The organism is Fictibacillus terranigra, from assembly GCF_030412265.1.
Classification (GTDB): domain Bacteria; phylum Bacillota; class Bacilli; order Bacillales; family Fictibacillaceae; genus Fictibacillus_C; species Fictibacillus_C terrinigri.
Window position 1 is genome coordinate 1,196,880 of sequence record NZ_JAUHLN010000002.1, and the last position, 24,945, is coordinate 1,221,824.

Annotated in this window: 27 protein-coding genes, 1 pseudogene and 1 riboswitch; of the genes and pseudogenes, 7 read left to right on the forward strand and 21 right to left on the reverse strand. The window is 44.6% G+C overall.

The annotated features are described in order from the left end of the window. Window position 1: 1 nt before the first annotated feature. The 13 genes from QYF49_RS14095 to QYF49_RS14155 all read right to left on the reverse strand — a co-directional run bounded on the left by QYF49_RS14095 (window position 2) and on the right by QYF49_RS14155 (window position 10,064). Window positions 2-649: a precorrin-8X methylmutase gene (locus tag QYF49_RS14095; RefSeq protein ID WP_290400459.1), complete on the reverse strand. Its 648-nt coding sequence runs from the start codon at window positions 647-649 to the stop codon at window positions 2-4. Beyond that, window positions 649-1,425: a precorrin-6A reductase gene (gene cobK / locus QYF49_RS14100; protein WP_290400201.1), complete on the reverse strand. Its 777-nt coding sequence runs from the start codon at window positions 1,423-1,425 to the stop codon at window positions 649-651. Before cobK ends, QYF49_RS14095 begins: the two co-directional genes overlap by 1 nt. After that, window positions 1,422-2,324, reverse strand: coding sequence for a sirohydrochlorin chelatase (locus QYF49_RS14105; protein WP_290400202.1), 903 nt, complete (start codon window positions 2,322-2,324; stop codon window positions 1,422-1,424). The genes cobK and QYF49_RS14105 overlap by 4 nt, the downstream gene beginning before the upstream one ends. Before the next feature lie 11 nt (window positions 2,325-2,335). Further along, on the reverse strand, window positions 2,336-3,958 hold the full coding sequence (cobJ, locus tag QYF49_RS14110; RefSeq protein ID WP_290400203.1) for a precorrin-3B C(17)-methyltransferase: 1,623 nt from the start codon (window positions 3,956-3,958) through the stop codon (window positions 2,336-2,338). 1 nt (window position 3,959) lies between these two features. Beyond that, window positions 3,960-4,661, reverse strand: a complete 702-nt coding sequence (locus tag QYF49_RS14115) for a HoxN/HupN/NixA family nickel/cobalt transporter (protein ID WP_290400204.1) — start codon at window positions 4,659-4,661, stop codon at window positions 3,960-3,962. After that, window positions 4,661-5,050 carry a (2Fe-2S) ferredoxin domain-containing protein gene (locus QYF49_RS14120; protein ID WP_290400205.1) on the reverse strand — a complete coding sequence of 130 codons (390 nt, stop codon included), beginning with the start codon at window positions 5,048-5,050 and terminating at the stop codon, window positions 4,661-4,663. The genes QYF49_RS14115 and QYF49_RS14120 overlap by 1 nt, the downstream gene beginning before the upstream one ends. Window positions 5,051-5,247: 197 nt before the next feature. Beyond that, a riboswitch (cobalamin riboswitch) is annotated at window positions 5,248-5,435 on the reverse strand. 90 nt (window positions 5,436-5,525) lie between these two features. After that, window positions 5,526-5,747 (reverse strand): hypothetical protein, encoded by a 222-nt coding sequence (locus QYF49_RS14125; RefSeq protein ID WP_290400206.1) that lies wholly within the window; start codon window positions 5,745-5,747, stop codon window positions 5,526-5,528. A gap of 185 nt (window positions 5,748-5,932) precedes the next feature. After that, window positions 5,933-6,922: a DUF4003 family protein gene (locus tag QYF49_RS14130; RefSeq protein ID WP_290400207.1), complete on the reverse strand. Its 990-nt coding sequence runs from the start codon at window positions 6,920-6,922 to the stop codon at window positions 5,933-5,935. A gap of 73 nt (window positions 6,923-6,995) precedes the next feature. Beyond that, window positions 6,996-7,253 carry a VOC family protein gene (locus QYF49_RS14135; protein ID WP_354005827.1) on the reverse strand — a complete coding sequence of 86 codons (258 nt, stop codon included), beginning with the start codon at window positions 7,251-7,253 and terminating at the stop codon, window positions 6,996-6,998. 176 nt (window positions 7,254-7,429) lie between these two features. Next, window positions 7,430-7,852, reverse strand: coding sequence for a VOC family protein (locus tag QYF49_RS14140; protein ID WP_290400208.1), 423 nt, complete (start codon window positions 7,850-7,852; stop codon window positions 7,430-7,432). Window positions 7,853-7,947: 95 nt separating this feature from the next. Beyond that, window positions 7,948-8,466: a histidine phosphatase family protein gene (locus QYF49_RS14145; RefSeq protein WP_290400209.1), complete on the reverse strand. Its 519-nt coding sequence runs from the start codon at window positions 8,464-8,466 to the stop codon at window positions 7,948-7,950. 26 nt (window positions 8,467-8,492) lie between these two features. Further along, entirely contained in the window at window positions 8,493-8,657 is a 165-nt protein-coding gene (locus tag QYF49_RS14150; RefSeq protein WP_290400210.1) for a hypothetical protein, read from the reverse strand. Between the two features lie 189 nt (window positions 8,658-8,846). Continuing rightward, the gene (locus QYF49_RS14155; RefSeq protein ID WP_290400211.1) at window positions 8,847-10,064 is read right to left on the reverse strand and encodes an MFS transporter; all 1,218 of its coding nucleotides are present in this window, start codon (window positions 10,062-10,064) and stop codon (window positions 8,847-8,849) included. 199 nt (window positions 10,065-10,263) lie between these two features. Between QYF49_RS14155 and QYF49_RS14160 the strand changes: the two genes are divergently transcribed. Next, on the forward strand, window positions 10,264-10,860 hold the full coding sequence (locus tag QYF49_RS14160; protein ID WP_290400212.1) for a YczE/YyaS/YitT family protein: 597 nt from the start codon (window positions 10,264-10,266) through the stop codon (window positions 10,858-10,860). Between the two features lie 48 nt (window positions 10,861-10,908). On the opposite strand, the gene QYF49_RS14165 is transcribed toward QYF49_RS14160, so the two are convergent. Together QYF49_RS14165 and QYF49_RS14170 are read right to left on the reverse strand one after the other, a co-directional pair. Next, complete coding sequence (locus QYF49_RS14165) at window positions 10,909-12,126, reverse strand: dicarboxylate/amino acid:cation symporter (protein WP_354005840.1); 1,218 nt, start codon at window positions 12,124-12,126, stop codon at window positions 10,909-10,911. Between the two features lie 78 nt (window positions 12,127-12,204). Further along, window positions 12,205-12,513 (reverse strand): hypothetical protein, encoded by a 309-nt coding sequence (locus tag QYF49_RS14170; RefSeq protein ID WP_290400213.1) that lies wholly within the window; start codon window positions 12,511-12,513, stop codon window positions 12,205-12,207. 73 nt (window positions 12,514-12,586) lie between these two features. Between QYF49_RS14170 and QYF49_RS14175 the strand changes: the two genes are divergently transcribed. The 6 genes and pseudogenes from QYF49_RS14175 to QYF49_RS14200 all read left to right on the forward strand — a co-directional run bounded on the left by QYF49_RS14175 (window position 12,587) and on the right by QYF49_RS14200 (window position 17,454). Next, window positions 12,587-12,745, forward strand: coding sequence for an FAD-dependent oxidoreductase (locus tag QYF49_RS14175; RefSeq protein ID WP_290400214.1), 159 nt, complete (start codon window positions 12,587-12,589; stop codon window positions 12,743-12,745). Between the two features lie 51 nt (window positions 12,746-12,796). Continuing rightward, a complete protein-coding gene (locus tag QYF49_RS14180; protein ID WP_290400215.1) occupies window positions 12,797-13,540 on the forward strand; it encodes an alpha/beta fold hydrolase in 744 nt (247 codons plus the stop codon). 235 nt (window positions 13,541-13,775) lie between these two features. Beyond that, entirely contained in the window at window positions 13,776-14,528 is a 753-nt protein-coding gene (locus tag QYF49_RS14185) for an IclR family transcriptional regulator (RefSeq protein ID WP_290400216.1), read from the forward strand. A 121-nt stretch (window positions 14,529-14,649) separates the two neighbouring features. Beyond that, window positions 14,650-15,990, forward strand: coding sequence for an APC family permease (locus tag QYF49_RS14190; protein WP_290400217.1), 1,341 nt, complete (start codon window positions 14,650-14,652; stop codon window positions 15,988-15,990). An 11-nt stretch (window positions 15,991-16,001) separates the two neighbouring features. Next, window positions 16,002-16,811: a creatininase family protein gene (locus QYF49_RS14195; RefSeq protein ID WP_290400218.1), complete on the forward strand. Its 810-nt coding sequence runs from the start codon at window positions 16,002-16,004 to the stop codon at window positions 16,809-16,811. Between the two features lie 123 nt (window positions 16,812-16,934). Then, window positions 16,935-17,454: pseudogene (locus tag QYF49_RS14200) on the forward strand (YfiT family bacillithiol transferase). Between the two features lie 48 nt (window positions 17,455-17,502). Here QYF49_RS14200 and QYF49_RS14205 read toward each other — a convergent pair. The 6 genes from QYF49_RS14205 to QYF49_RS14230 form a co-directional block, all read right to left on the reverse strand. Continuing rightward, window positions 17,503-18,168, reverse strand: coding sequence for an O-methyltransferase (locus QYF49_RS14205; RefSeq protein ID WP_290400219.1), 666 nt, complete (start codon window positions 18,166-18,168; stop codon window positions 17,503-17,505). 144 nt (window positions 18,169-18,312) lie between these two features. Then, on the reverse strand, window positions 18,313-18,564 hold the full coding sequence (locus QYF49_RS14210; protein ID WP_290400220.1) for an alpha/beta fold hydrolase: 252 nt from the start codon (window positions 18,562-18,564) through the stop codon (window positions 18,313-18,315). Window positions 18,565-18,571: 7 nt separating this feature from the next. Then, the gene (locus QYF49_RS14215) at window positions 18,572-18,730 is read right to left on the reverse strand and encodes an alpha/beta fold hydrolase (RefSeq protein WP_290400221.1); all 159 of its coding nucleotides are present in this window, start codon (window positions 18,728-18,730) and stop codon (window positions 18,572-18,574) included. A 262-nt stretch (window positions 18,731-18,992) separates the two neighbouring features. Further along, the gene (locus tag QYF49_RS14220) at window positions 18,993-22,208 is read right to left on the reverse strand and encodes a DEAD/DEAH box helicase (protein ID WP_290400222.1); all 3,216 of its coding nucleotides are present in this window, start codon (window positions 22,206-22,208) and stop codon (window positions 18,993-18,995) included. A gap of 158 nt (window positions 22,209-22,366) precedes the next feature. Next, window positions 22,367-22,906 (reverse strand): GNAT family N-acetyltransferase, encoded by a 540-nt coding sequence (locus tag QYF49_RS14225; RefSeq protein WP_290400223.1) that lies wholly within the window; start codon window positions 22,904-22,906, stop codon window positions 22,367-22,369. 409 nt (window positions 22,907-23,315) lie between these two features. Beyond that, window positions 23,316-24,815: a multicopper oxidase family protein gene (locus QYF49_RS14230; RefSeq protein ID WP_290400224.1), complete on the reverse strand. Its 1,500-nt coding sequence runs from the start codon at window positions 24,813-24,815 to the stop codon at window positions 23,316-23,318. Window positions 24,816-24,945: the final 130 nt, after the last annotated feature.

Sequence of the window (24,945 nt, forward strand, 5' to 3'; positions counted from 1 at the left end):
TTTAGACCTGTTCTGCAAGAAGGGAAATCGCGTTCAATGCGGCAACCGTAACCGTACTGCCGCCTTTGCGTCCAAGGTTCGTAATATAAGGGATATCAAGCTTCGCCAATTCTTCTTTCGATTCTGCCGCTGATACGAAACCGACGGGCAGTCCGATCACCAGCCCCGGCTTCGCTTCTCCCTCTTTAACGAGACGAATCAATTCGAGGAGAGCAGTCGGTGCGTTTCCGATGGCAAAAATTCCGCCATCCGCTTCTTTGATCGCTTTACGTATGGATATGATGGCGCGAGTGGTGTTCAGCCTCTTTGCTTCCTCCATTACGTCCGGATCCGAGATGTAGACCCTCACTTCACCGCCGTATTTTTCAATTCGGGGCTTGCTCACACCGACCTGTACCATCTGCACATCTGCCACCACTTTTTTTCCGTTTCTGATCGCTTGAATGCCCGCCTGGACAGCATCCGGATGAAACAGCATGCTCTTTCCGAGCTCAAAATCGGCAGACGCGTGGATGACACGGCGAACGATAGGATATTGCTCCTCTGTAAAGTGATGCTCTCCAATCTCTTCATCAATCATCTCAAAGCTCCGTCCTTCAATTTGCTGCGGCTGGACGGTCAGCGGTTTAAATTCCGTTTTAAAATCCATCATGCCAATACTCCTCTCCATTCCCGGGAAATATGATTTACGATTTCTTCAAAGTTCGAATAGCGATTCTCATACGTGATCTTCGGCCGTTTAATCATTACGACTTGAATGCCCATTTCCAGAGCTGCTTCTACTTTTTCATCGACGGCTCCCTGTTTGCCGCTTTCCTTCGTCACCATGACGGTAACGTTAAACTGCTGAAACAGCGCCTTGTTGAAATCTTTGGAAAAAGGCCCTTGAATGGCGACGATGTTTTTTTGCTTAAGCCCGAGCTCCTCGCATTTCTCCATGTTGTCTTTTCTCGGCAGCATTCGGGCGATTAAAGTAGTATCCGGAAGATCCAGCAATTTTTCTGTAAACGTTTGAAGCGTCTTGCTTCCGGTCGTCAGCATCACCACTCCGCCAATCCTTGCCGCCTGATCTGCTGCCTCTTCATATGTGTCGGCGAGGAGCAGGTTGTTATCATGATAGCTTTGGGTATCCCGCTCATAGCGGATATAAAGGACCCCTTTTGATTTTGCTCCGGCCATTGCGTTCTTGCTCGCTTCCTCAGCGAACGGATGAGAGGCATCGACCACGGCTGTGATCTTATGTTTTTCAATAAAGGTGCCGAACTCTTCCTCATCCAGCCGTCCGGTATGTACGTCCAGCCCATGTTCTTTAAGCTCGCGAGCGGCATTCTCCGTTACGACCGTAGCAAGAAGCGGATATCCCGCCGCCTTGATGGTTAATGCGAGCTCCCTCGCATCGCTCGTACCTGCGAGAAAAAGGATCATACCTTTTGCTCCTCTCCTGCGTGAGTATGTTCATGATGATGGTGGTGGTGGTGATGCCCATGGACGTGGTCATGATCGTGGTGATGATGATCAATATGCTCCATCGCATCCAAACGGTACTGGCATGTATCACAATTCATCTTCACTTCCCCTTCCAGTACTTCTTCGATGCGGTCTAGAATAATGGTTTGCAGGTTCGGATGAAATCCAAAATAGTGGGCGAGCTGGAAAGTATGCGCTGGATATTGTTCCTGAAAATCATCCACCAATTTCTCCAGACGGTTGATCAGGATTCCGGTGAATAAGAAATACGGAAGTATGATGACCTTTTTCGCACCAAGCTTGATGCAGCGCTCCACCCCTTCCGCAATGAGCGGATCAGTCACACCCATGAACGCCGGCTCGATGATCTTGTAATTCAGCTTCTCCCACAGTAGCCTTGTGATTTTATACAGATCGCTGTTGGCATCAGGATCACTGCCTCCGCGGCCCAGCAGGATCACGGCCGTATCTTCCTCGGGAGCGTTCGTGTTTTCTCCAATCTCTTCCAAACGGCAGTTCAGGATATCCAGTGCCGCTTCATGGATGCCAATCGGCCTTCCATACGTGAAATTCACATGCGGATAACTTTCTTTCGCTTCATCTATCGCAGCTGGAATATGGATTTTGGAATGTCCCGCTGGGAGCAGCATGATCGGAACAACTGCAACTGAGGTCGCTCCCTTTTTGACACACGCCTCGATTCCCTGGTGAATGTTTGGGCTCTCAAATTCCAGGAAGCATGTTTCTACGAGCACCTCATGGTTTACCATTGGCTTAATCCCTTCGATAAATGCCCGCACCTGATCGTTTCCTTCTGCATCACGGCTTCCGTGGCCTACCATTAAGATTGCGTTCATTGTTTTCCTCCTCAATCCCCGCATGGCGCAGGTTCCAGTTCGATGACCGGGGCCATGTCTCTATGTTTGAATCCGCCTACCTGTTGTACGCGTTTAAAGAACTTGAAGAACCGTTCATTCGGATGGCCTTTTTCCTCGTATTCCTGAATGATGGACGTTACGATGCCGACGAGCTTCTCCGGCTCAATTCCTTCCATCACCGGCTGAGCGGAATGGGCTGTCCGGCTCAGAGGCTTGCCTCCCAAGAACAGATCGAATTTCCCTTTGCGGAACACGATGCCGATGTCTTCCTGAACACCCCCATAGCAAGCCATACCGCATCCGTTAAAGCCGAGCTTCAGTTCTTTAGGAAGCGGCATTCCTCCAAGCTCGTCCTGCAGCTGCTCCACATAAGGAATGGAATCATATTTTTCACCGTCACAAAAATCACACGCTTTAATCTGCAGAACATCACCTGCCGGCAGCAGCAGAAATCCTTCGGCCTCCAGCTGTTCGGTCACCTGTTCCGGCTTGTCCGTCGACAGCTGTACCTTGATCAGATGGTGGGGGGTATATTCCATCTCCCCATGTTCGCCTACGACTTCGGCCAATGTCATCAGCTGCTTGGCCGTAAACTTCTTGTTCACGAGGCCCGGACTCACTCCAAATTCCAGGATGGATTCCACACCGGATGGAACAGGAGATTCTTCTTTTTGCGGTTCCGTTTGATTACCAGACGACAAAGCGAGCGCTTCTGTCGCCAACTCGAGAGCAGAGGCCTTCTGAGTCTCTTTTTCTGGCTGATGTTCTTTCTCCGGTTCCTCGTCCTGCAGCGCCCATGGTTCATTCTCTTTTCGAAGGCGCTCATGCGGTTTCAGCCGCTGTTTTTCTGTGTTCAGTGTGTATTTCCGTTGATAGCCCCTTGGCGTGATCAGTTTATTGCTGTCATACAAAAAGGTCTGTGAGTTGCCAACGATGACCGTTGTCAGCATGCCGATCTCGTGATCAAGCATCTCTCTTAAGCTGGTGATGACAACGTCCTCCCTGTCCCGGTAGGCGCTTTTCACCAGCCCAACCGGTGTATCCGGTGAACGATGCTTCAGCAGGATGGTTTGAGCTTCTACGATCTGCCTCGTACGGCGTCCGCTTTTTGGATTGTAGAAGGCAATGACAAAATCAGCCTGTGCCGCTGCCTCAATCCTCTTTTCGATTAATTTCCACGGCGTTAGATGGTCGCTTAAGCTGATCGTACAAGCATCATGCATAACGGGTGCGCCGAGCAGTGACGCGCAGGAGTTAATCGCAGAAATGCCTGGAATGACTTCAACCTCTACTCCAGTTTCTTCTTTCCAGCCTTTTTCAACAAGCACCTCATAGACGAGGCCGCTCATACCGTAAACTCCCGCATCACCACTGGAAATTACAGCGACCTTCTTCCCTTCTTCCGCCAGTTTGACCGCAGCCTGAGCCCGGCTGACTTCCTCTGACATTCCGGTGCTGATCACCTTTTGATCCGTGATTAACCCCTGGATCAGTTCCACATAGGTCTTGTAGCCAACAATGCAGTCACTTTCCTGAATTGCCTGCTTCGCCCGCTCCGTAATATGGTCATAGCTTCCTGGACCGAATCCGATGATCAAGAGTTTCCCTTTCAATTTAAAATCCTCCTTTCAGCAGTTCAGCCATCATATAGACCCCAAGGCCTACACTGTAAAAACCGGTTATACAGCCTAATACGATGTAAAATCCTTTCTTTATGCTCGCCTTCATAAATCCCCACGTGAACAGAAACGTTACACAGATGGTTGAGAACAGCAGTCCGACAACAAACAATACGAGCTGAGCCGTTGCACCGGAAACACTCCCTAATCCGGCTGCATGTGAGACAACAGCGATCTGTGTCGGGCTTTCTACACCGATTCCATGGATGATTCCAATAATAAAAGCTCCGATGATGCCAAACTTCGTCAGGCTGGAATCCTCTTTGTTTTGGGAGCCTGTGACCTTTCTTATGTATTGCATGACAATTTCCAGTCTGCTTTTATATTCATAGTCCTGCTTGCTTTGGAAGATGGACAGCAGGATGATGGCACCCAGCACGATTAAGGTGACACTGACCGAGAGTTCCAAATAGCTTTGAGCACTGGCTGGCATCTTCGCTCCCACATAGATCGAAAGAAGGCCGATAAAAAAGACGATGGCCCCATGGCCAAGAGCGTACATGATTCCCAGGGACAGCTGCCGTCTCCGTTTCTTTTCACTGCCGACCATATCTGCAATGGCTGCGACATGATCCCCATCCAATCCATGGCGCATGCCTATGAAGATCGCAAGCATGGCAAAAGTGATAAGTTCCATCAGCGGACAGCCTCCTTTTTTTCTCCCTTTTGAATCCCTTTGGTCCAGCCATTTTCTTCTGTCAGGGAGAATCCGTTCTCACCGTACTCGTAAATGAGGAGCTCTTTCACCTTTTCTCCTTTTAACAAATGGCCTTTTACCATTTCTCGGGCGGCATGTTCATCCGGCATTTTATACCATGCTCCCTCCGGATAGACGATCGCAACACAGGCGTCCTTGCACCGGCCATTACATCGGGTTCTTGTCGTATGCACCAAAGCATCGAGATCCTGCTTCTTAATTTCGTCCCTGATTGCCTGAGTGACTTCCTCGCCGCCTTTCCGCATACAGCTGGATCCGTTGCAGATCAATACGTGGCTCATCGTTCCATTTAAGTTCCAAGTCGTCATCAGATCACTTCCTCTTGATTTTTTTTGCACGCAAAAAAGGGCGACTCTATATGTCAGCCCCCTAATAAAATACCGTTTCATCATAAAACGGTAACGGAAGGTTAGTAGACAAATAGGTCACCCTATATCGACTCATGCCAAATCATTCAATCCATGATTTCCATTGCATGTTAACACATCATCCTCCCTCCGAGAATCGTATTACTCATTTAAAAGCAGGTCTCCTGGCTCGCATATCAACTGATTCCTGTTTCCTTCCCAGCCTTTTGGCCAGTGGTTCGTCACAAGATCATCCATGCTTACAGTAGCGGGGGCTGCACCGGACTCGCACCGGTTTCCCTATTATCTCAATGTAAACTTGAGCACTCTTAAACTTCTATTCAGTTATAAATCCCGTTGCCATTAAACCTACTATACTTTCACGATATTCACAATAGTTTTTTATTTTGGGCATAAAACTAAATCGACAAATTTCTCAATAGATGGGGCCGCCGCCGACTTCATATAAGTAGTTCAAGCATACTCCCACAATCAGTAATCCAACCGCTCCAATAGCCAAATACATGAATAAGAGAAGGATCCCGTTATCTTGAGAAACGATCTTCTGAAACACCTTTGCACTTCTAAGCTGTGCACGTACCCAAAGCATAACGCCAAAACCAATGATTGCGCCAATGACAGAAAAGATCTCGAGCATTGTGGTTTCCCCTTTTCCTTAGTACCTTAATTTATGCAGGAAAAAAGGAAAAAGGAACAACCCGCGTTCAATCCAAAGATCTCTATAATCCGCCCAGCCAAGCGTATTTAGCGCAACACCCCTTAGAGACTGGTGCAGTGAGTGAATAAAAAAGAACTGCCCCTGCAGTTCTTTTTTTAGGGGTACTAGCTTCCTGCACTCGAGGAAGAAGCTGCAGTTGTGGCAGCAATGGCTGCAATCGCCGCTGCTTGCTGTGCTTGCATGATTGCCTCGATGGCTGCAAAGATTCCGGCCCCGAGCAAGGTAGTGTCATGCATCTTCTCACTCAGTAGGAAATTGGCCGCCATTAGGATATTCATGTCTTTATGCCACTTAAAATGCTTCTCGTCGCTTAAACGGTCTGCGGCTTTCAAAACAGTCGCCACTTCCTTTTCCCCTTCTTTTAATAGAGCGAGGAGACCGGTCAGCGGATAATGCATCCCTTTTGGCTTTTTCCACTGTGTTCTGAAGGCATCTGCCACTTTTGTACATTGTTCGATAAGGGCATCCGCCTTATTTTCGTCCCCTAGAGACAGGATGTGGCTTAAGAACTGCAAGTCATTCCCTTTCGCAAATCCTTGCTGATTCAGACATTTATAGAAATACTCGATCTGTTTCATCAAATCGTTTACCGTTCCTTCCCGTTCTGCAAGAAGGACGGCCAGCGGATAATCTGTACTGGAGGTAAGAAAAAAATGATTGGATGACATCCCTTTGTACACTTGCATAACTCGTTCGATGTCCTCCATTCTGCCATTTTCGATTTGCTCCAGCATCACTTGAGCTGCAATATAAGTAGAGGCACCCCTGCTGAATTTACCAGCGACCATCTTTTCATACACTTCAAGCAGGCGATGGAACTTCTCTTCAGAATTCTCAAAACGCACATCGAGCATCGCGGCTGTTGTGTAACGATAGGAAGACTTTAGCGTATTGAACGCTCCTACCTGTTCTTTAATATAATCGCTCAATGACTCAAACCGCCTTAAATCAAACGGTTTTTCGTTGATCACATACATGGAAGCGATCATCATGAGCGTTTTTGGGTCACCCATTTTCCATTTAAACGCCGTTTTCAGCTGACTGTATATATCGGTATATGTAGTAAGCTTTTGTTCAAAGGATGGTGTCAGCATGCCTTAACTCCCCTTCCAAATTTCCGACTAAACCAATTTACGGATCTGTTATAGGAAAGTTTCAAATGATTACCTATAAAACTTCTTCTGAAATGAGGCCAAAGCCAATTCTAGCCGGATCGACCAGGTAAGCTAGATAAAATTCTTCAAATTCCATCTTCTCCCGAACGATGATCGCTCCGTTCTCTTTTGCTTTTGAAATTGCCTCATCAATGGATTCTACTTCGATTTGAATCCGAGTACCATGCGGAAAATCGTGAGGTCCTTTTGCTATTCCTCCATCGATTTCTTCTGATCGATCCTCTCCTGTGGCAACAACCGATAGTGCCAACGAGGTTCATCCACCTGCCATCCAAAAACATTTGAATAGAATGCAGCTGCTTTTTCCGGTTCCTGACTATTCATTTCAGATCTAACCACTCTTGCCATTTTAAATCCCACTCTGTTTAAGTGGAATCAAACATAAGTAAAAAAAGCCGCCTAGGCAGCTTTTTTATAACGATGTATTTATTTTCCCAGTGTTGAGATTTGCCAAGTCACTCCGTATTTATCTTTAAGCTGGCCATAAGATGGGCTCCAGAAGGTTTCCTGCAGCTCCATGATCACTTTTCCGCCCTCTTTTAACTTCTCAAAAATTTCTTTGGAGTTTTCGGCGCTGTCGATTGTGATCGCTACTGTTACTTGGTCTCCAGTTTCATAGGGCATCCCCGGGAACGTATCAGATAGCATCAAGTCATGATCTCCTACTTTTAAATGGGCATTCATAACACGGTCTTTTGCTTCTGCAGGAACAGGATATTCCGGATTCTCCGGCTGATCGCCGAAAGTTTGTACAGATAAAACCTTCGCATTTAATGCCTTTTCATAAAACTTAACAGCTTCTTGTCCATTTCCATTCGTTACTAAATAAGGATACAGCCCTACGATCATATCAGACACCTCATTTTATTATTTTTCGAACGTACGTTCCCGTTTATATTACTACAGATATAAAATAAGTGCAACACCCTACTGCCTAAATTTTCTTATTCATTTTTTAAGTGGGAGGTGCAATTTGTGAATCGGATAAGTTTTCCGTGACGAGTGTACTCAAGCAGATGCATGCCTGTATTGTCAGAGTGAAACCAAACAGTATTGCCGGAAGGCAGCCCCACGAAGCTTTCAATGATTTGTGTGATCATGCCTCCATGAGAAACAACGGCCACTCTTTTAATATCCTTGCCAAGTTCTTTAATCGACGATAAGTTACTTTCACCCCTCAGCCTGAAATCAGTTTTAGATTCATTTTCCTGTTGTTCTTTAAGGTTCTCTATGTAGGTTACCGGGCAGCCTGTTTTTTTGGAGAGTCGATCAGCAGCCTGTCTGGCTCTGATCAGGGTACTGCTCCAAATCACATCAGGCAGAAGTTCTGTACACACACGAAGTGCCATTTTATCCACTTGATCAACCCCTCGGCGTGTCAGCGGCAAATCAGTTGAGCCTGTGTAGTCTTCTTCTAGAAAATCATCTTCTGATTCCCCGTGCCGAATCAACAAGATCTGCATGAGCACCTCCTAAAAAAAGAACCGAGTTACATCGGTCCTCCATTGTATGAACTATTATTTTTCGCATTCTCTGATTCTAAAAGTCGAACGGAGTCATCCTCTTGGAGTGCAGTCTTTGTTGCTTTGCTGGAATATACAAAAAATCCAATCATAACGGCCGCCGCGATCAACAGCAGCAAGAACCAAGCCATTAGACTTACCTCCTTTTTTTAATCTCTCTCTGCTCTACCTTATGAAGCAAATCAGCAAATGATGAAAAAAAGCGGAATAGCGCCTCATCATCACTCTTAATTAATTTCTCTGTCCTACAGAATATTCCTTCTAACGAATTAAATGTACTTTACAAAAATGGCCGGTACCTGGCTTTCTTCAAACAAGTATTATTTCGCCAACATTACTGGCTTTCTTTTATTTCGGCTCACTTTCGACCGGTATTGCATCAGTATGATCGAAGCGATAACGAATGAGCTGATCCCGAAGCCGATCACCATCTTTTCAAAACCAATCGTATCCAGGAATAACCCGGTTAACAGCATAAGAATCTGAAAGATAATGTTGTCGGTCATTCCTTTAATGGAGAAAAACCGTCCATGATAGTCAGAAGGGATGTCCGTTTGGAAAATAGTCGTGGTCACAGGGAAAAGCATACCCGCTGAAAGGCCGAACAGGCCAAACGAAACAACAGACATCGCGGGATGAGCCGCTAAAAATAATGATGTATGAGCCGTCGCGATAAGAAAGGTGATGCCAAACAGAAACGGCAGCCGCGGACGTTCGCGAAAGAACTTTCGGGCCAGAAAGGTACCAAGAAATACACAAAGCCCCTCTGTTGTATAGAGAATCCCTTTAATACCGGGATTGTGCTGGATTTGGCTGATCTCGATGACCATCAAGTTAAAACCAGAAAGAAATAGGTAAGGCGGTATGAGAAGAAAGATACCGTATACGACCTTCGATTGTTTTCTCACGATAGGATAAAGTTCTTTTAACGTAGTGAAGAAGTTCTCTTTCTTTCTGTCTGCTGACTTCTCCTTCACTTTTCCCTCTACTGAAATGTAAAAAGTCGAGAGGAGGAGTATTACATACGTTACAAGTGTCAATGTATACATTGCTGTCAGCGACATACCGACGAGCATTGCTCCCCCAAGCGCTGTCCCTGCGATTCTTGCACCTGTAAAAATGTTCATATATACACCGTTTGCCTGCAGAAGTTCTTCTTTTCTCACAATCAGCGGAATGAGCGTCTGCATGGCGGGATTGGAGAACGTTCCCGCGATTCCGATGATGAACGTGTAGATCAGCATCCACCAGACATTTTCATAGGCAATGGCCAAGTACATGAAACCGATTGCAAAGCACCTGGCCAAACCGGCATAAATGAGGATTTTCTTCTTATCTCCACGGTCAATGATCCTCCCTGCCATGGGAGCAAGAAAGATCCCGACCAAAAATCCTGACAGAATGATCAGTGCCTGTAAAAAGGATGACTCTACGTTCTTCTGCAAAAATTCAAGGTTGCCGATAATCCCGACCCATAGACCGGTACTCGAAACGGCGACACCAAACATAAGTAATAAAAAGTTACGGTTCTTCCACATTCCATTACCCCTTTCCCGATACATCACACATATTTAACATTACCACCATATTTTAACATGAATGGCGAGGAACGGGATAAAATTGGGTTCTAAATCCGCACCCGACGGATTTATGGAAGACAAGACCCGGCATATAGTAATGAAGATAACCCTTGGATCATCTGAATCCAGGGTTTTAATTGTTAAAGGGGCCATAGATATGATCAAAAGAAAATTATCATTCTTTACGATAGGTATTCTTATACTCTCGCTTGGCATCGCACTAACCATTCTTTCAAAATCCGGCACTTCCCCTTACGATGCACTTCTCGTTGGATTGTTTCGAAGCATTGGGCTTACTGTAGGCTCGTGGGAAATTCTCATTGCCCTGTTGATGATCTATTTAAATGCAGCTGTTTCTCGAAGCCGGCCCGAATACTTAGCATTAATGACGGCTTTCATCACCGGGGCTGGCATCGATTTCTGGCTCTTCACCCTTCAAAACTGGCTGATGCCCATTTCCTGCTTCTCTCAATTCTTGCTGCTCACTTTAGGCATGGTGGCCATTGGTATCGGAACATCCCTCTATTTACAAGCCAAATTTGCACCTATTCCCCTGGACCGTCTTATGCTCATTCTTCAAAACCAGGCTGGCTGGACGCTCGCTTTATCTCGTCTGGTGATCAGCATTGTGATTCTTATACTCGCCTTTCTTCTCCACGGCCCCATCGGCATTGGAACGGTTTTGACCGCATTTTTCAATGGAAGCATTCTTTCCTTTTTCATGCCCCTCGCCACGAAATTGTATAAAATTTAGATGGATGATCGAACCGCATCTGCCTTTAAAAAAAAGACGGATGGCTCGTTAGCCGCCCGTCTTTTTATTCTTATCCCAGCGATTGATCACTGCTGCATTTGCCGTGCTTCCAATGACGTTCAGTGCAGTTCGGAAACCATCGGTCAACCGGTCCACTCCCGCAACGATTGCAATCCCTTCAAGGGGCAAGCCAGCCGCGGACAATACAGTGGTCATCATAATGATGCCTGCACCTGGCACACCAGCTGTACTGAAGGAAACAAGCAGGGCACTGATAAAAACTGATGTGATTAAAGAAGCGGTTATGGGTACATCAAAGAATTGGGCAATGAAAAGAGCGTTGAACCCTTGGAGTATGGCCGCTCCATCCCGTTTAACAGCTGTACCAAACGGCAGGGCAAAGCTGGTGATTTCTTGTCTCATCCCGTAATGGCTTTTTGCGTTATCCATGGATACTGGCAGCGCGGCATTAGAGCTTGCGGTGCCAAACGCCAAAGAGAATGAAGGAAAAAAGCTTTTAAAGAAATGGTTTGGCTTGGCTCCAACGATCAGTAGAAACAGATAGTAGATCACCGTCATCACAATAATCGCTGCTATTAAACCAACGACATACAACAGAAGCTTTTTTACGATACCGAAGCCTTGCGAGGCAATGACGGAGGCTATTAAAGCAAACACACCGATCGGAGCCACCTTTAATATGATTTGCAATATTTTTTCCACGATCGCATACACACTTTCAACCAAAGCCCTAAAAGGTTTGGCTTTCTCCTTTACGAGATTCATGGCTGCTCCGATTAAAACCGCTGAGATAATAACCTGCAGCAAGTTTGCTGTACTCAAAGCTTCAAAAGGATTCGTCGGTACGATGCCTACTAACCAGTCCACTAAGGATTGGCTTTTCTGTGTTTTATCCGGTGCTTCCGCCATTTTTGAAAGAGAGATCCCTGTACCTGGCTTGAGGACCGCCGCCATGAGCATGCCGATCGCGAGGGCTATCGAGCTGGTGATGATATACAGCGGGAGGAGTTTGGCAGTATATGAACCGATCTTTCCCGTTCCCTGGAGACTTGTCAGTCCTATGATCAGTGACGTGAATACGACAGGAACGACAATGAATTGAATGACTCGAATAAAGGCTTGTCCGATCGGTGACAGGACATAATGATCAATCTTCCCAACATGACCGGGAACCAATGCATGTAAGAGAACGCCCGCAAGAATACCCAAAATCAATCCTGCAAGAATCTTTGTTGATAATTTCAGTTTTCTCCCCTCCTATTTCATAGTTATTACATTGGTTTACTATATAATAATTTGCCGATCGTCCAAAGATGTTGCTTGTCATTGATAAAGTGACTGAATGCTCTTCAGGTCATGAAGCAACAAGCCAATCTCCTCACTGCTCAGCCTGACCGGCATCGCATCATATAGAGTAATGACCTGACCATCCAAGTCATTTTGATGCTTCTGAAGATAACCGTAAAGCTTATTTAACTGGCTCACGGATAGGGTGGATTGTGTGGCCAGATGTTTCACTTGCTGCAGTGAAAACTCGTTCATGCTCACATCAAATTCTCCTGAGATGATGTTTCCGTTCATTTGCATGTGATCTCTCCCTTCTTTATTTTTTTTTAGTTTACCCTTCACCATGAAAATTCCTCGTCTTTTGTCACAGAAGATCGCTCTTTCTCGTCTTGCTTATAAAAGAGAAAGTGGTGATCTTATGGAAACATTTGAAACAGTGATCATTGGCGGAGGGATCGCCGGGCTTATAGCAGCTGTCTATTTAGCCAAAGCCGGTATTTCAACCGTGGTCATTGAAAAAGGAAATCGCCGCATATCACTGCCTAGTTGTCAGGAATGCGGTTTATGTTCATACTAGAAAGGTATACTAGAACCTCTTCCGTACCGGGAGAACATGTGGAGGATTTACTTGAATAAGAAACTGAAGCTTGTCCTTATCATCTTGCTGCTCTTGCTTGCTGTCTATGCCGGCGGTTTTCTCATCTGGACCCAGAAGACCTTCGTGCCTACCGCTCAATTGAACCAGTTAGTGGACGTAAAAAAAGAGGTCCTGCATCAAGACGACCTGTATATTTTCAAACCGAAAAATATGAAACCCACGGATGGCATCATTTTTTATCCTGGTGCTAAAGTGGAACCAGCCGCATATTCCTACTGGGCAAAAAAAGTGGCTGATGCCGGGTATCTCGTTGTCATTCCAAAAATGCCGCTGAACCTGGCATTGCTCGGCAAAAACAGAGCCGACGAAGCGATGAAAGCCGATCCTGCTATTAAGAAATGGTATATTGCCGGCCATTCAATAGGAGGACCAGCAGCTTCCGCTTATGCTCTAAAACACCCCAATAAGATTAAAGGCATCATCTTCCTTGGTTCCTATACAACGGAAGGTTCAAATTTATCAAAAGCCCGCTTTCCTCTCCTGTCCATTTATGGAGAACGGGACGGATTGACAACAAAAGCAAAGATCAATGGCAACAAATCTTTTAACCCGGCAAATACAACCTATTATGAGATCAAAGGCGGCAACCATGCCCAGTTTGGCATGTACGGTCCGCAAGCCGGGGACAAAAAAGCGCGGATTTCCAATAAGAAACAGCAGGATGAAGTGATTAAAGAAATGATCTCCTGGCTCAATAAGAAAAAACAGCAATAACTAATGAAGTGCACCACCCTTGTTATCATTCTCTACAAGGGTGGTGCACTTGCGATTAGGGTGCAATATTTAGTTTTTCTACCATCGTAAACTAGAAAGATAGGATGGAAGTGCTGTACTTTATTGATCTAAAGCGTGTTCGCCCAAAACTACCACTGGACTTTCACGCTTTTCCTTGGTAGTTTTTGAAGAGAGCCTCATTTTCTATTATGCATCGGTAAAGGAGACGTTCTGAATGGATAAAAGCAGTAAAAATGGAAGTGTGGAAAAAGCTCTCAGCATCTTGGAGTTCTTTTCAGAAAACACTCCCTTTTATACGTTGCAGCAGCTTTCCAAGGAATCCGGATACCCAAAGACCACTTTGTTCCGGTTATTGTGTTCTCTGGAGAAATTCGGTTATATCAGAAGAGCACAAACCAAAGGTGAAATACAATTCGGCCTTGGCTGGAGTTTTCTAGAAAAGGCCGCACTCGTAAAGGAACAGATCAATTTGAAGGAACTGGCCAAAAATATAATGATCTCTTTAAGAAACAAAACGAATTTAACGGTACAATTAGCGATCCAAGATGGAAGAGAAGCGGTCTACATAGAGCAGATCCCTTCCTTTCAGCCTATTCGGGTCTATCCTGAAATCGGGCGGCGGGTCCCTTTACATTCAGCAGCCTGTCCACGGATCCTCTTGGCTTATCTTCCCGAGGAAGAGCAAAAGGGATTCTTAGAGTTCCATAACTCTCTTAATACAATGAAAAAGGAAGACATACGAAGTGAATTGTCCATGATAAAGCAACAAGGATTTGCGATCAGTAAGGGAGAACTTGCTGTAGGGACAATGGCGCTGGCTGTTCCCGTTTTTGATGCACAGAACGAGATCATAGCATCTCTGAGTGTCATTGGGTTAGAAAATGATCGTCTCTTTTACGATACTTCAGAGCTAATTAGCAACTTGAAAGAAGCTTCTTCCAGTATTCTATCGGTGCTAAAAAGTTAAACACGTGTACACGTGTTTTTTTGTAAAAACAGAAGGAAAGTTGTCAGAATGGTCGAACTAATTTTAATATACGGAATAATTATTCCTATATTCGGAATTAAAATAATGGGAGGGCATGCTGGTGAATCAACAAAATCTAAAACGATCACTTTCTTTTCTTGACCTTTACTCACTCGGTGTAGCTGCACTCATAGGGACGGGTATCTTTGTCCTTACGGGAATTGCTGCAAAACCAGCTGGAGCTGGCTTGTTTTTAAGCTTCCTCATCGCAGGGGGCATCGCCATTTGTACCGCGTTATCTTTCGCAGAGCTCTCAGCAATGTATCCACAGGCAGGAGCAAGCTATGTATACTGTAAAAAGGCTTTTTCCACATTGGGACAAGGAACGGGAAATATAGTAGCTTCCGTTGTCGGATGGACGCTCATGACCCAGTATATCGTTGTTGGTGCCGCTGTTTGGCTTGGGTTTGGACTTTATGCGCAGTTTTTCCTGCCCGGTCTGTCCGTTACGGTATGGGCTGTCATATTGGGCGTATTGACCGTCACTCTTTTATATCTTGGCATCTCTTTTTCAAAATCCGTTATTAATCTGTTAGTCATTGTAAAAGTATTTGCTCTTCTTTTATTTGTTGTGCTCGGGATTCTTCACCCACAACTTGCAATGCCCATTCATCAGACACCTTTTCTCCCACAGGGGTTTGGCGGACTAATGGCAGCGGCAGCAATTATTGCTTTCGGACAGATTCATATCGATGCTATAACCACCGTTGCGGAAGAGGCAAAAAATCCCCATCGTGATATTCCGAGGGCGACTGTGTGGGCAATTGCCACCGTTGTTGTCTTATATGCACTAGTGGGCTGGGTCTCCGTGACTCTTGTTCCTACCGACGTACTTCCTACCCTCAAAGCACCATTAGCTTCAGCTCTTAATGTTGTCACCTCTGGATGGGCATCAAGTTTTGTGGCTGCAGCTGGGATTGCAGCGACGATTACTTCGGGTTTAGGCTGTATGATCGGAGGTCCCCGTGTAGGGCTGGCCATGGCGAGAGAAGGTCAATTATGGTCTTCCTTCGGAAAAATTCATCCGAAATTCAAATCACCGAGCACGGCAACCCTTATTACAGGGGCTTTTGCCATCCTGCTAACACTTACGGGAAATCTCAGCCTCGTGGCTTCAGCCGGCGTATTTACCGCTTTAATGGTTTTTATTGCAGTTAACGTAGCAGTTATCATTCTTCGTTATAAAGAAAAGAACACAAAAAGGCCCTTTAAAATACCTGGAGGGCTCCTTTTCCCAATCCTGGGAATTGCCGGCACGATTGTGGAATTGTTCTATTTGGATCCAAAGGCTATTTTAATGGGTGCTGCGTGGATGGTAACAGGTATCATCGTTTACTTATTTTTTAAAAAAGCGGGAACACACCAATCATTTGATTCAATGACTGATCATAAAAAAGTGTAGGAGGGTTTCTTTTGAAAAGTGTTTGGTTACAAGAAAACAAATGGGAAGACGTACAAAATTACTTAAAGGAAAAGCAGACGATTATTGTTCCATTCGGCAGTGTTGAGCAGCACGCCCGTCATCTGCCCATGGGGACCGATTCTTTTGTAGCGATCAAGGTCGCAGAAGATGCTGCAAAACAAACAGATACGCTTATCGCACCACCAAACTGGGTAGGCTGGGCTCCTCATCATATGGCCTATCCCGGTACCATTACCTTAAGGCCAGAAACACTAACAAATCTGATGCTGGATGTTTGTGAAAGTTTAACTTATCATGGGTTTCAAAAAATCATTGTAATCAACGGCCACAGAGAGGCAAATCTTCCGCCATTAAAGATCGCGGCCACCAAACTGAGAAATAAAACAGGGGCTTTTATCTGTATCGTGGATCCGTTCTATTTTGCAGAATCCATAGGTAAAAAGATTAGAAAGTCAGAGCCAGGGGGAGTCGGCCATGCGGATGAAATGGAGACTTCACATATGATGCACCTTTTTCCGGAGCTTTGCAATATGGAAGCTGCGGTTAAAAACATTCATGAGAAGCATTCCTTCTTAAACCATGATCCGTTTATCGATGGGGATCGTATCTTCTTGCCGAGTGATGTAGCGACGTATCGCGAAAGTTCAAACCATATCGGGGTAGTTGGGGATCCCTCTGTCTCTACTGCAGAAAATGGGGAAATCTATCATAAAGAATTGATTGCCAATATGGTAGAGTTGATCGATTATTGTAACACTAAAGTGGAGGTAACCTTACGCAACCAGAAAGTTCCATTATAAGAAGATAAAAATGTTAAGGGGGAGTAGATCAAAACTGCTTTTGATCTACTCCCCTTTTTAATGGTGCCAGGCACCATTAAGGATGAACTAACAATCTACTATATAACGTAAGGAGCAACGGGAATGATAGATTTACGCTATCCGATTGGATTATTTTCACTCGAACAAAACGTTACAGCTATTAAAATTGAAGAGTGGATTCTGGATCTTGAGAAAGCGCCTAATCAGTTAAAAGAAGCGGTCCAAGATTTATCTGAAGAGCAATTGGATACACCTTATCGGCCAGGTGGCTGGACGATTCGCCAGGTTGTCCACCATCTGCCTGACAGCCATCTTAACAGCTATATCCGCTTTTAAATTGGCGCTCACTGAAGAGAATCCCGCCATCAGGCCATACCATGAAGATCGTTGGGCTATGCTTCCTGATTCCAGGCTGCCTATTGACGTTTCCATCTCATTGTTTGAAGCGCTCCACGCAAGATGGACCGTACTGCTTAGATCGTTAACTGCAGCAGAACTTGAAAAAACGTTCACTCACCCTGATTCCGGTGTTGTGACGCTGGCTCAAAACATCGGTCTATATTCCTGGCACAGCCGCCATCATATCGCTCATATTACTTTACTTCGCCAGCGTTCGGGATAGTGAACGCAAAGAAAAGCCAATGGCCACATTGGCTTTTCTTCGAGCAACTCACTCTTTCACAATACCGAATACAAAACCATCGTAGCCTTTGCTTCCGACTGTCTGCATAGCTGTTGCTTCAATTTTCGGTTCAGTGGACAACAGATCCAACAATGCCCTCGATCCCTGAACACTGCTATCCTGGCTGTTTTCTTCCACTACTTTTCCGTTTCGTACGACATTATCACCGATGATCAGGGTACCCGGCTTTGAAAGTTGAAGTGCCCATTTCAAATAATGGGGATTGTTCGGCTTATCCGCATCAATGAAAATAAGGTCAAAGGATGAATATCCTTTCCCGATAAGCGTTGGCAAGGATTCGAGCGCAGGGCCTACGATTACTTCGATTTTTTCATCAAGCCCTGCTTTCCTGATATTTTCACGAGCGACCTTTGCATGTTTTTCACTGTATTCCAACGTAATAAGCTTTCCGTCTTCCGGCAGTGCACGCGCCATCCAAATGCTGCTGTATCCGCCCAGTGTTCCTATTTCTAGAATATGTTTTGCTCCTCGAAGTTTAGCCAATAAATAGAGGAACTTTCCTTGACTGGGCGAGACATCAATTGAAGGCAGGCCAGCCTCACTGTTCGCCTTCAAAATATAGTCCATATCCGGATCCGCTCCATGAAGCTTGGAGTTGAAATAGGCATCCACATTGCTCCACGTTTCTTCCATTTCTCTCTCTCCTTTTTTAACAGCTGGGGATTGTAACACCTTTATTTTCGACATGATTCCAGCTGGTCCTGCCTGTCATGAAAGCAAAAGAAGACTGTTTTGTTCAGCCTTCTTAGTGTTGCCTCACCGCTTCAGCTCCTGATCTTAAAAACTCGTCGAGTACATTGGAATTTGTTTCGGTTCTTCAACGCTGGGGGCATGGCCAGATTTCTCAAATACTACAAAATCAGCATGAGGAATCAGACGGGCTACTTCCTTTCCATCGTCTGGAGGATTCAAGCCGTCATATTTCCCGCTGATTACGAGAGTATCCGCAGTGATCTTATGTAAATCATCCCGAAAATCAAAATTCTCAAGCGCTTTGTTGGCGGCTTCCTGCTGTTGTGGAGTGAGCACAGGAACGTTAACTGCTTGCTGTTGAGGATGTTTTCCCAAACGCCTTGGCAACGACCAGGATCAGCTTCTCTACGCGCTCCGGTACAGCAATCGCTACCCCTTGAGCAACGTAGCTGCCCATAGAGACGCCCAGAATTTCGCTTTTTTTAATCTCCAGGTGATCCATTAAGCGATTACATCCTGTATATGATCTTCCATCGTATATCGACGAATTTTTTCCGACTTGCCATGGCTTCTGGAATCGATGGCAATAATTCTAATTGTTCAATTTCCAGGCCGAACATCTGATGGTCCCCGCCAAGTCCATGCAACAAAATAAGGTGCCTGCTTTCATACTCTTCGTAATAACAGGTGAATTCCGTTTACCTTAACTTTGGGCATCTCGCTTCCCCCGTTTTCGAGCTCCGTTTATTATCTTCCTCTTCGATTCATAACATTAAAATCTCCCGAATGTCTTCTTCGGTAAGAGAAGAGGATGATTTCTCCCCTGTACCTATAATTTCTCCAATCAGATCTTTCTTTCTCTCTTGAAGTTCGTTCATTTTTTCTTCGATCGTTCCTCGTGCAACCAGTTTGATGACCTGTACGGCATTCGCCTGGCCCATACGATGGGCACGGTCAGCTGCTTGATCCTCGACAGCAGGATTCCACCATATATCATAAAGGATGACCGTATCGGCACCCGTCAAGTTAAGGCCCGTTCCCCCTGCTTTTAATGAAATAAGAAAAAAATCACGTTCTCCCGCATTGAATCGGTTGCATAATGCTACACGTTCCATGGAGGGAGTTTGTCCATCCAGATAGAAAAAAGGGAGCCCCTTGTTCGCCAATTCTCTTCCGACCAGCTCCAGCATCTTCGTAAATTGGGAAAAGATCAGTACTCTTCTGCCGGAAAGTTTGGATTCCTCAACAATCTGCATTAACTGTGTAAATTTCGCTGATGCCCCTTTGTAGCTATCGACGAATAACGCCGGGTGGCAGCAGATCTGGCGTAATCGCGTCAAACCGGCAAGGATTTTTATGCGATTCTTTCGCAGCGTATCTCTGTCCAAATGTTTCAGTGTGTCATGGCGGAGCTTCGCCAAATAGGCAGCATACAGTTTCTTCTGTTCTGGAAGCAGCTCCACGGATTCCAATGACTCCGTTTTTTCAGGAAGCTCCATGAGGACATCCTCTTTTAACCGTCTAAGCAAGAATGGCGATATCCGCCGATTGATGGTTTTTCGGGAAAGATGACTGAATTCCTTTAAACCCCTTAACAACTCAGGAAAAACAACATGAAAGATCGACCATAATTCTTCCAGAGCATTCTCCACTGGCGTACCCGTAAGCGCGAAACGATGGTCTGCCCGAATCTTCTTCACTGCCCGTGCGGTTTGTGTCACTGGATTCTTGAATGCCTGTGCCTCATCAAAAAATACCGTGTGAAAGGCTAGTTTTTCATACCATCCTATATCCTTGCGCAGCAAGGGATATGAGGTGATAATCACATCGTGATCCAATATTTGCTTAAGGATGTCGAATCTCTCTGTTTTATCGCCATCTGCCACAACCGCTTGCAGGTCTGGAGCAAATTTTTTTATTTCACTCAGCCAGTTGTACGTTAAAGAGGACGGGCAGACAATGAGGACCGGAGACTTCTTTGCACGAATATCCTGAAGCACCGATTCGATGAAAGTGATGCTTTGCAGCGTTTTTCCCAAACCCATATCATCAGCAAGGATACCGCCAAATCCGTATCTGGCAAGCGTTTTCATCCATTGGTATCCTTTTCTCTGATAATCTCTCAAGATCGGTTCCATGTCTCTAGGTACTTCGAACTCCAGGCTGTCCGGATTGCGAAGCTCTTCCAAGAATTGAAGGAATGATTTTTCCAATTCAAACATATGATCCTCAGCTGCATCCAGCATTTGCATCCCTTGAATGAACGGCAGTTCGAGGCCTTTTTCCAAATCATGATTTGGAACAGGCAAAGCATGCAGAAAACGCTGAATTTCTTCAAATTCACGCGTTTCTAATGAAAGAAGGGCGCCGTTTCTCAAACGGTAATATTTCCTTTTCTCCTCAAGTGCCAAAAGAACATCTCGTATTTGTCCTTCAGGAATGCCATCGATCGCAAATTTGAACTCCAGCCAATTGGTCCTTTCTTTTTTGAGCTTTACTCTAATCTGCGGCCGTGCATTCTCCCTGAACATACGATTTCTCACAGCGGTTGTTGCATAGATTTGGACAAACTTTTGCAGTTTAGGAACGACATGATATAAAAACTCATACTCCAGCTCTTCATTATTCAAAAAATATCCGCCATCCGTCTTGGCAAATGAGCTTTTCTCCATAAGCTCGAGGATCAATTCCTCTTTCTCGACATCTCTGATCAGTTTTGAGTTCTCCTGATGAGCACGCCTTTCCAACGGATCAATGACGATATGATCATACTGAAACTCAAGCCCTGCAAGGAGCCGGTTTTTCACGCGATCCAAGTATAGCTTGGCCACTAACGGTATACTGGCAAACTGCTCCGTTATCGCACGGGACACTTGAACCAATCCGAGGCGTTTCAAGCCTGGAATGACTTTTTCTAAAAAAATTCCCATTTGCTTTTGTGAAATTGGTATGATATTCGTTCTTGATGCATCCAGCATTCGTTTCAGTTCTGAAAGTCGAGCGCAGTCATCACTTTTTAACGGAAACAATCTCCCCTCAGACAGGACTGAGCGATAGGAAGGTAAGACAGCCATCTGACTTAGTCCTTCAATCTTCAACTGATAGTCCTTCTCCTTGGACTCTTCAAAATCGAACTGTAAATTCAGCGGTTCCTTCGATGTCTGAAACTGTTTATGCGTGCTGCCATACTCCATCTTTACGATCGGCGCTTTCTCAAGCAGAGGCAGAAGGCCTTCCCACGAAGAAGGATTAATAAATAAGAGGTCGTTATGGGTTAACCCGTTCGGTCGTTCAAACAGTTCGTACATATACACCTGTTCATCATGCATGGTTTTTGTAAGGTGTCGAAGGACCTCATCGTTTTCTTTTTCAAAACAATGATGGATTGGTTCATAAGTGAATGAAAGGGAAAGCGGGGCAGCAGACCCTTTTTCCATCCGCTTAAGAAAATCCCGGATATGCTGAACCTTAACCGGACCGATTTTGACACTTATCGCTAACCCGGTTTGTCCTTTTCCGATCTCAACAGGTTTGCAGGTAAATCCCACATCGAGCACCTGCCTTTTTTCGAAATGAAGCTGATGCTTGCTCGCTGGCTTCGGCTGATCATGAAAAAGGCTCAAAAAGTCTTCTGTCAGTTCTTGATCCACCAGAGATCCCGCAAGATTCCCACCTGAAATCACAGGGTTCGTTCCGCGTTCCTGGTGATGATAAATCATCAGCAATACCGCTGCTACGTGCTGGCAATCTTTTTGGAATGAAGCAAGGGTCGGGCAGCTGCACTCCGACCGAAAACTTCCATTCGGTTCACATTCAATGGTGACGTGAAAATCCTCTGTACCCGTAACTGTTGCTTTGCAATTGTCTGCACTGTAAAGATCGAAGTTCACTTTATCCGCTCGATAAAAAGAGTCTCCCTTTTTGAAGGAGACCGTACCGCACTTTTCTTTGATGATGCTTTGGTTGAGTTTGATATTCAAATGATCTGGCCCCCTTCACAAGGATGTTTCGACTCTGCTAGTTTCATGATAGTAAAAATCCTCAAAATATGCGAGCACTTGATTCAATAGATGTTTTATGGTCAGTATTCTCACGGATAAGGTAGAAATATTCCCCATAAACTCATGACAAAGGAATTTTAATAAAGATAGCCTAATAGATCAAGATCTCCTTCACTCCATTTGGTCATACCGACTTGCTTAATCATTAACTCTTCAAGATCTTCAATACCTATACCTTTTGTAGCTTGGGTTTCATCATTAATCTGAAGCCATTTGCAATTATTTCTTACTGGTTGATACCCATTTCTTACATATAAGTTTATTTTATCGGCAAATAAGAGTAAAAAATCAATATTGCGTCCCTGAGAAAACCTATCAATTTCTAAAAGCAGCCTTGAGCCCACACCCTGTGACCGGGCGTTTCGCGAAACACACAAATCAATTACTCCGAGTATTTTTACGGCTTTTCCGTTTAAATTCATCACTCTGTAATCCAGCCCGACATGTCCTATGAGCTGATGTTCCTGGTTAAAGGCCAGAAATCTAAAATGCGGCAACTGCTTAAAATAAATCCTATCCGTCGGATACACCTCTGGAAAACTTTCAGTTAATAATTGTTGTATCTTCATCGAACGCTCTTTACTAATGTCATATTCAAATACTTTATCTATTTTCAAGTTACCTCTCCCCTGTGAAAATTTTCGTAATAACATTCTACATCATCCTTATTCATACCTTCTACCAGTCTGCCGAAATGAAAAGACATGGATTTTCATCAAGAAATTCCATGTCTTCTAATCGATTGACTTTTACCTTTTTCCTTCAATCGTCAATCTATATCAAATCCGATATAATGGATTGCTCTTGTCATGTGTAATGATCTGGTCCATGTTCCGTGGCCAAGTATAGGATAGTTTTACTGAGAATGGGTGTTTTCAGAAGAGAACATTACGGAACAGGACCCGAACGGCGAAACCGTGGACAATTCATTTCCACTGGAAAGAATGATTAAATATAAATGTAGAGAGGAAGAGATAATCATCTCTTCCTCTTCTTATTCACGGCTGGAATATCAGTAACCTTAACCTATTCGTTTATTTTGTATCTATAGGTATTGGGAGGGATGATTTTCAACGGTCTCATCATATCATGGTCTTCATGCTCTAATCGATGACAGTGCCATACATAGTCTCCAGAAAACGGCTCAAACTTCATAATAATTCGAACGGTTTGTCCTGGACCTACAAGAACAGTATCTTTTAAACCGAAATCAGCTGGGATAGGGTCCAATAATCTTCCATTCTCATCGTAACGATCAAGGACACGGAAATTAACCAGATGTACATGAATAGGATGTATGCCAGGGGTTAAATTCACTAACTCCCATACTTCGACAGATTTAAGCAATGGTGTTTCTGTCACTGGATCATCCCATTTTTTATCGTCAAATAAAAGCATAAGACGTCCAAATTCATCTTGTGAATCCTGCAGTGTTATGCGTCTTACTTTTCTTACTCTGTTTAATGGAATAGGGTCAATTCTGGTTAAGAGAGATGGCACTCTGCTTTGATCAAGGGAGGCTAAATTCTTAGTGACTTGGAATTCCATTACCTCACCGGTGGGATTTTCTAATTCGAATCCATTTTGCAAAACTACTTTTTGCCCCGCTGACTCTGAGAAATCAACGACGATGTCAATTCGCTCCGCAGGTGAAACATCCAAACTGTTTACTTTAATTGGCCGTTCGACAAGGCCTCCATCAGTTCCGATTAAAAAGAAAGAACTGAGGTTGCTTAATTGGAACTTGTATGTTCGAGTATTGGAGGCATTTACTAAACGAAATCTGTATTTGCGGGGCTCTACTTTTAAAAATGGCCATACTTTCCCGTTGACTGAAATGGTATTCCCTAAAAACGAAGGAACGATAGAAGGATACGGTAAATTTGGGGATGGATCGTCTGGCTGGGCAGGATAAAAGAGCGAACCGTCTGGATTAAATGATCGATCCTGTACGATAAGCGGTATTTCGTATTTACCCTTTGGAAGCGGCAGTGACCTTTCTTGTTCATCGCGAATGAAGTAAAGACCCGCAAGACCTGCATACACATTCAGACGGGTAATCCCAAGTGCATGGTCATGATACCATAGGGCAGTTGCACGTTCTCGATTCGTATAATGATAAATCTCTTTTACGAAACTAGGACCTGTTTGTTTAAAGTTTCTCGTAAACCATGCTTCGGGATGACCATCGCTAGCTGGTTCACTGGGGCTTCCGTGCAGGTGCACCACCGTTCGTACTTCGGGATTGTGATGGGCTCCGTGAATGGTTTTATCGACTGGCAAGAAATGTTTTGCTGGTAAATTGTTTGTCCATCTCACATATACAGGTTGATTTTTTTCCACATTAAACGTTGGACCTGGTACTAACCCATTATAGCCCCATACTTTCGTTTTAGGTAAATCTCTATGAAACTTGTGAAGGGTTTCAAGCATACGTACATTATAAAGCGGCTTTCCTTGATAGGTTACATTTGGTTTGATGATGGAGGGAATCGGAAGGGAGTCAACAAATTTTTCTAGTTCCAAACATTTTTTTCTCCTTTTAAAAAGATTTTGTCTTTTCTATTATCAATGCTTATCTAATGAATATTGCTTGTTCACATGTCCCATATCAGTCTTGAAATATTAAATGAATATGAATATCGTTTCTAGTTAT

Coding starts and splice junctions, on each gene's coding strand:
- QYF49_RS14185 (WP_290400216.1), top strand. CDS start 13,776: ATGGATAAAAGCAGTAAAAATGGAAGTGTGGAAAAAGCTCTCAGCATC.
- QYF49_RS14175 (WP_290400214.1), top strand. CDS start 12,587: ATGGAAACATTTGAAACAGTGATCATTGGCGGAGGGATCGCCGGGCTT.
- QYF49_RS14205 (WP_290400219.1), bottom strand. CDS start 18,168: ATGGAAGAAACGTGGAGCAATGTGGATGCCTATTTCAACTCCAAGCTT.
- QYF49_RS14095 (WP_290400459.1), bottom strand. CDS start 649: ATGGATTTTAAAACGGAATTTAAACCGCTGACCGTCCAGCCGCAGCAA.
- QYF49_RS14170 (WP_290400213.1), bottom strand. CDS start 12,513: ATGGTGAAGGGTAAACTAAAAAAAAATAAAGAAGGGAGAGATCACATG.
- QYF49_RS14120 (WP_290400205.1), bottom strand. CDS start 5,050: ATGACGACTTGGAACTTAAATGGAACGATGAGCCACGTATTGATCTGC.
- QYF49_RS14145 (WP_290400209.1), bottom strand. CDS start 8,466: ATGCAGATCTTGTTGATTCGGCACGGGGAATCAGAAGATGATTTTCTA.
- QYF49_RS14105 (WP_290400202.1), bottom strand. CDS start 2,324: ATGAACGCAATCTTAATGGTAGGCCACGGAAGCCGTGATGCAGAAGGA.
- cobK (WP_290400201.1), bottom strand. CDS start 1,425: ATGATCCTTTTTCTCGCAGGTACGAGCGATGCGAGGGAGCTCGCATTA.
- QYF49_RS14130 (WP_290400207.1), bottom strand. CDS start 6,922: ATGCTGACACCATCCTTTGAACAAAAGCTTACTACATATACCGATATA.
- QYF49_RS14125 (WP_290400206.1), bottom strand. CDS start 5,747: ATGCTCGAGATCTTTTCTGTCATTGGCGCAATCATTGGTTTTGGCGTT.
- QYF49_RS14150 (WP_290400210.1), bottom strand. CDS start 8,657: ATGGCTTGGTTCTTGCTGCTGTTGATCGCGGCGGCCGTTATGATTGGA.
- QYF49_RS14140 (WP_290400208.1), bottom strand. CDS start 7,852: ATGATCGTAGGGCTGTATCCTTATTTAGTAACGAATGGAAATGGACAA.
- QYF49_RS14115 (WP_290400204.1), bottom strand. CDS start 4,661: ATGGAACTTATCACTTTTGCCATGCTTGCGATCTTCATAGGCATGCGC.
- QYF49_RS14155 (WP_290400211.1), bottom strand. CDS start 10,064: ATGTGGAAGAACCGTAACTTTTTATTACTTATGTTTGGTGTCGCCGTT.
- QYF49_RS14160 (WP_290400212.1), top strand. CDS start 10,264: ATGATCAAAAGAAAATTATCATTCTTTACGATAGGTATTCTTATACTC.
- QYF49_RS14215 (WP_290400221.1), bottom strand. CDS start 18,730: ATGGATCACCTGGAGATTAAAAAAAGCGAAATTCTGGGCGTCTCTATG.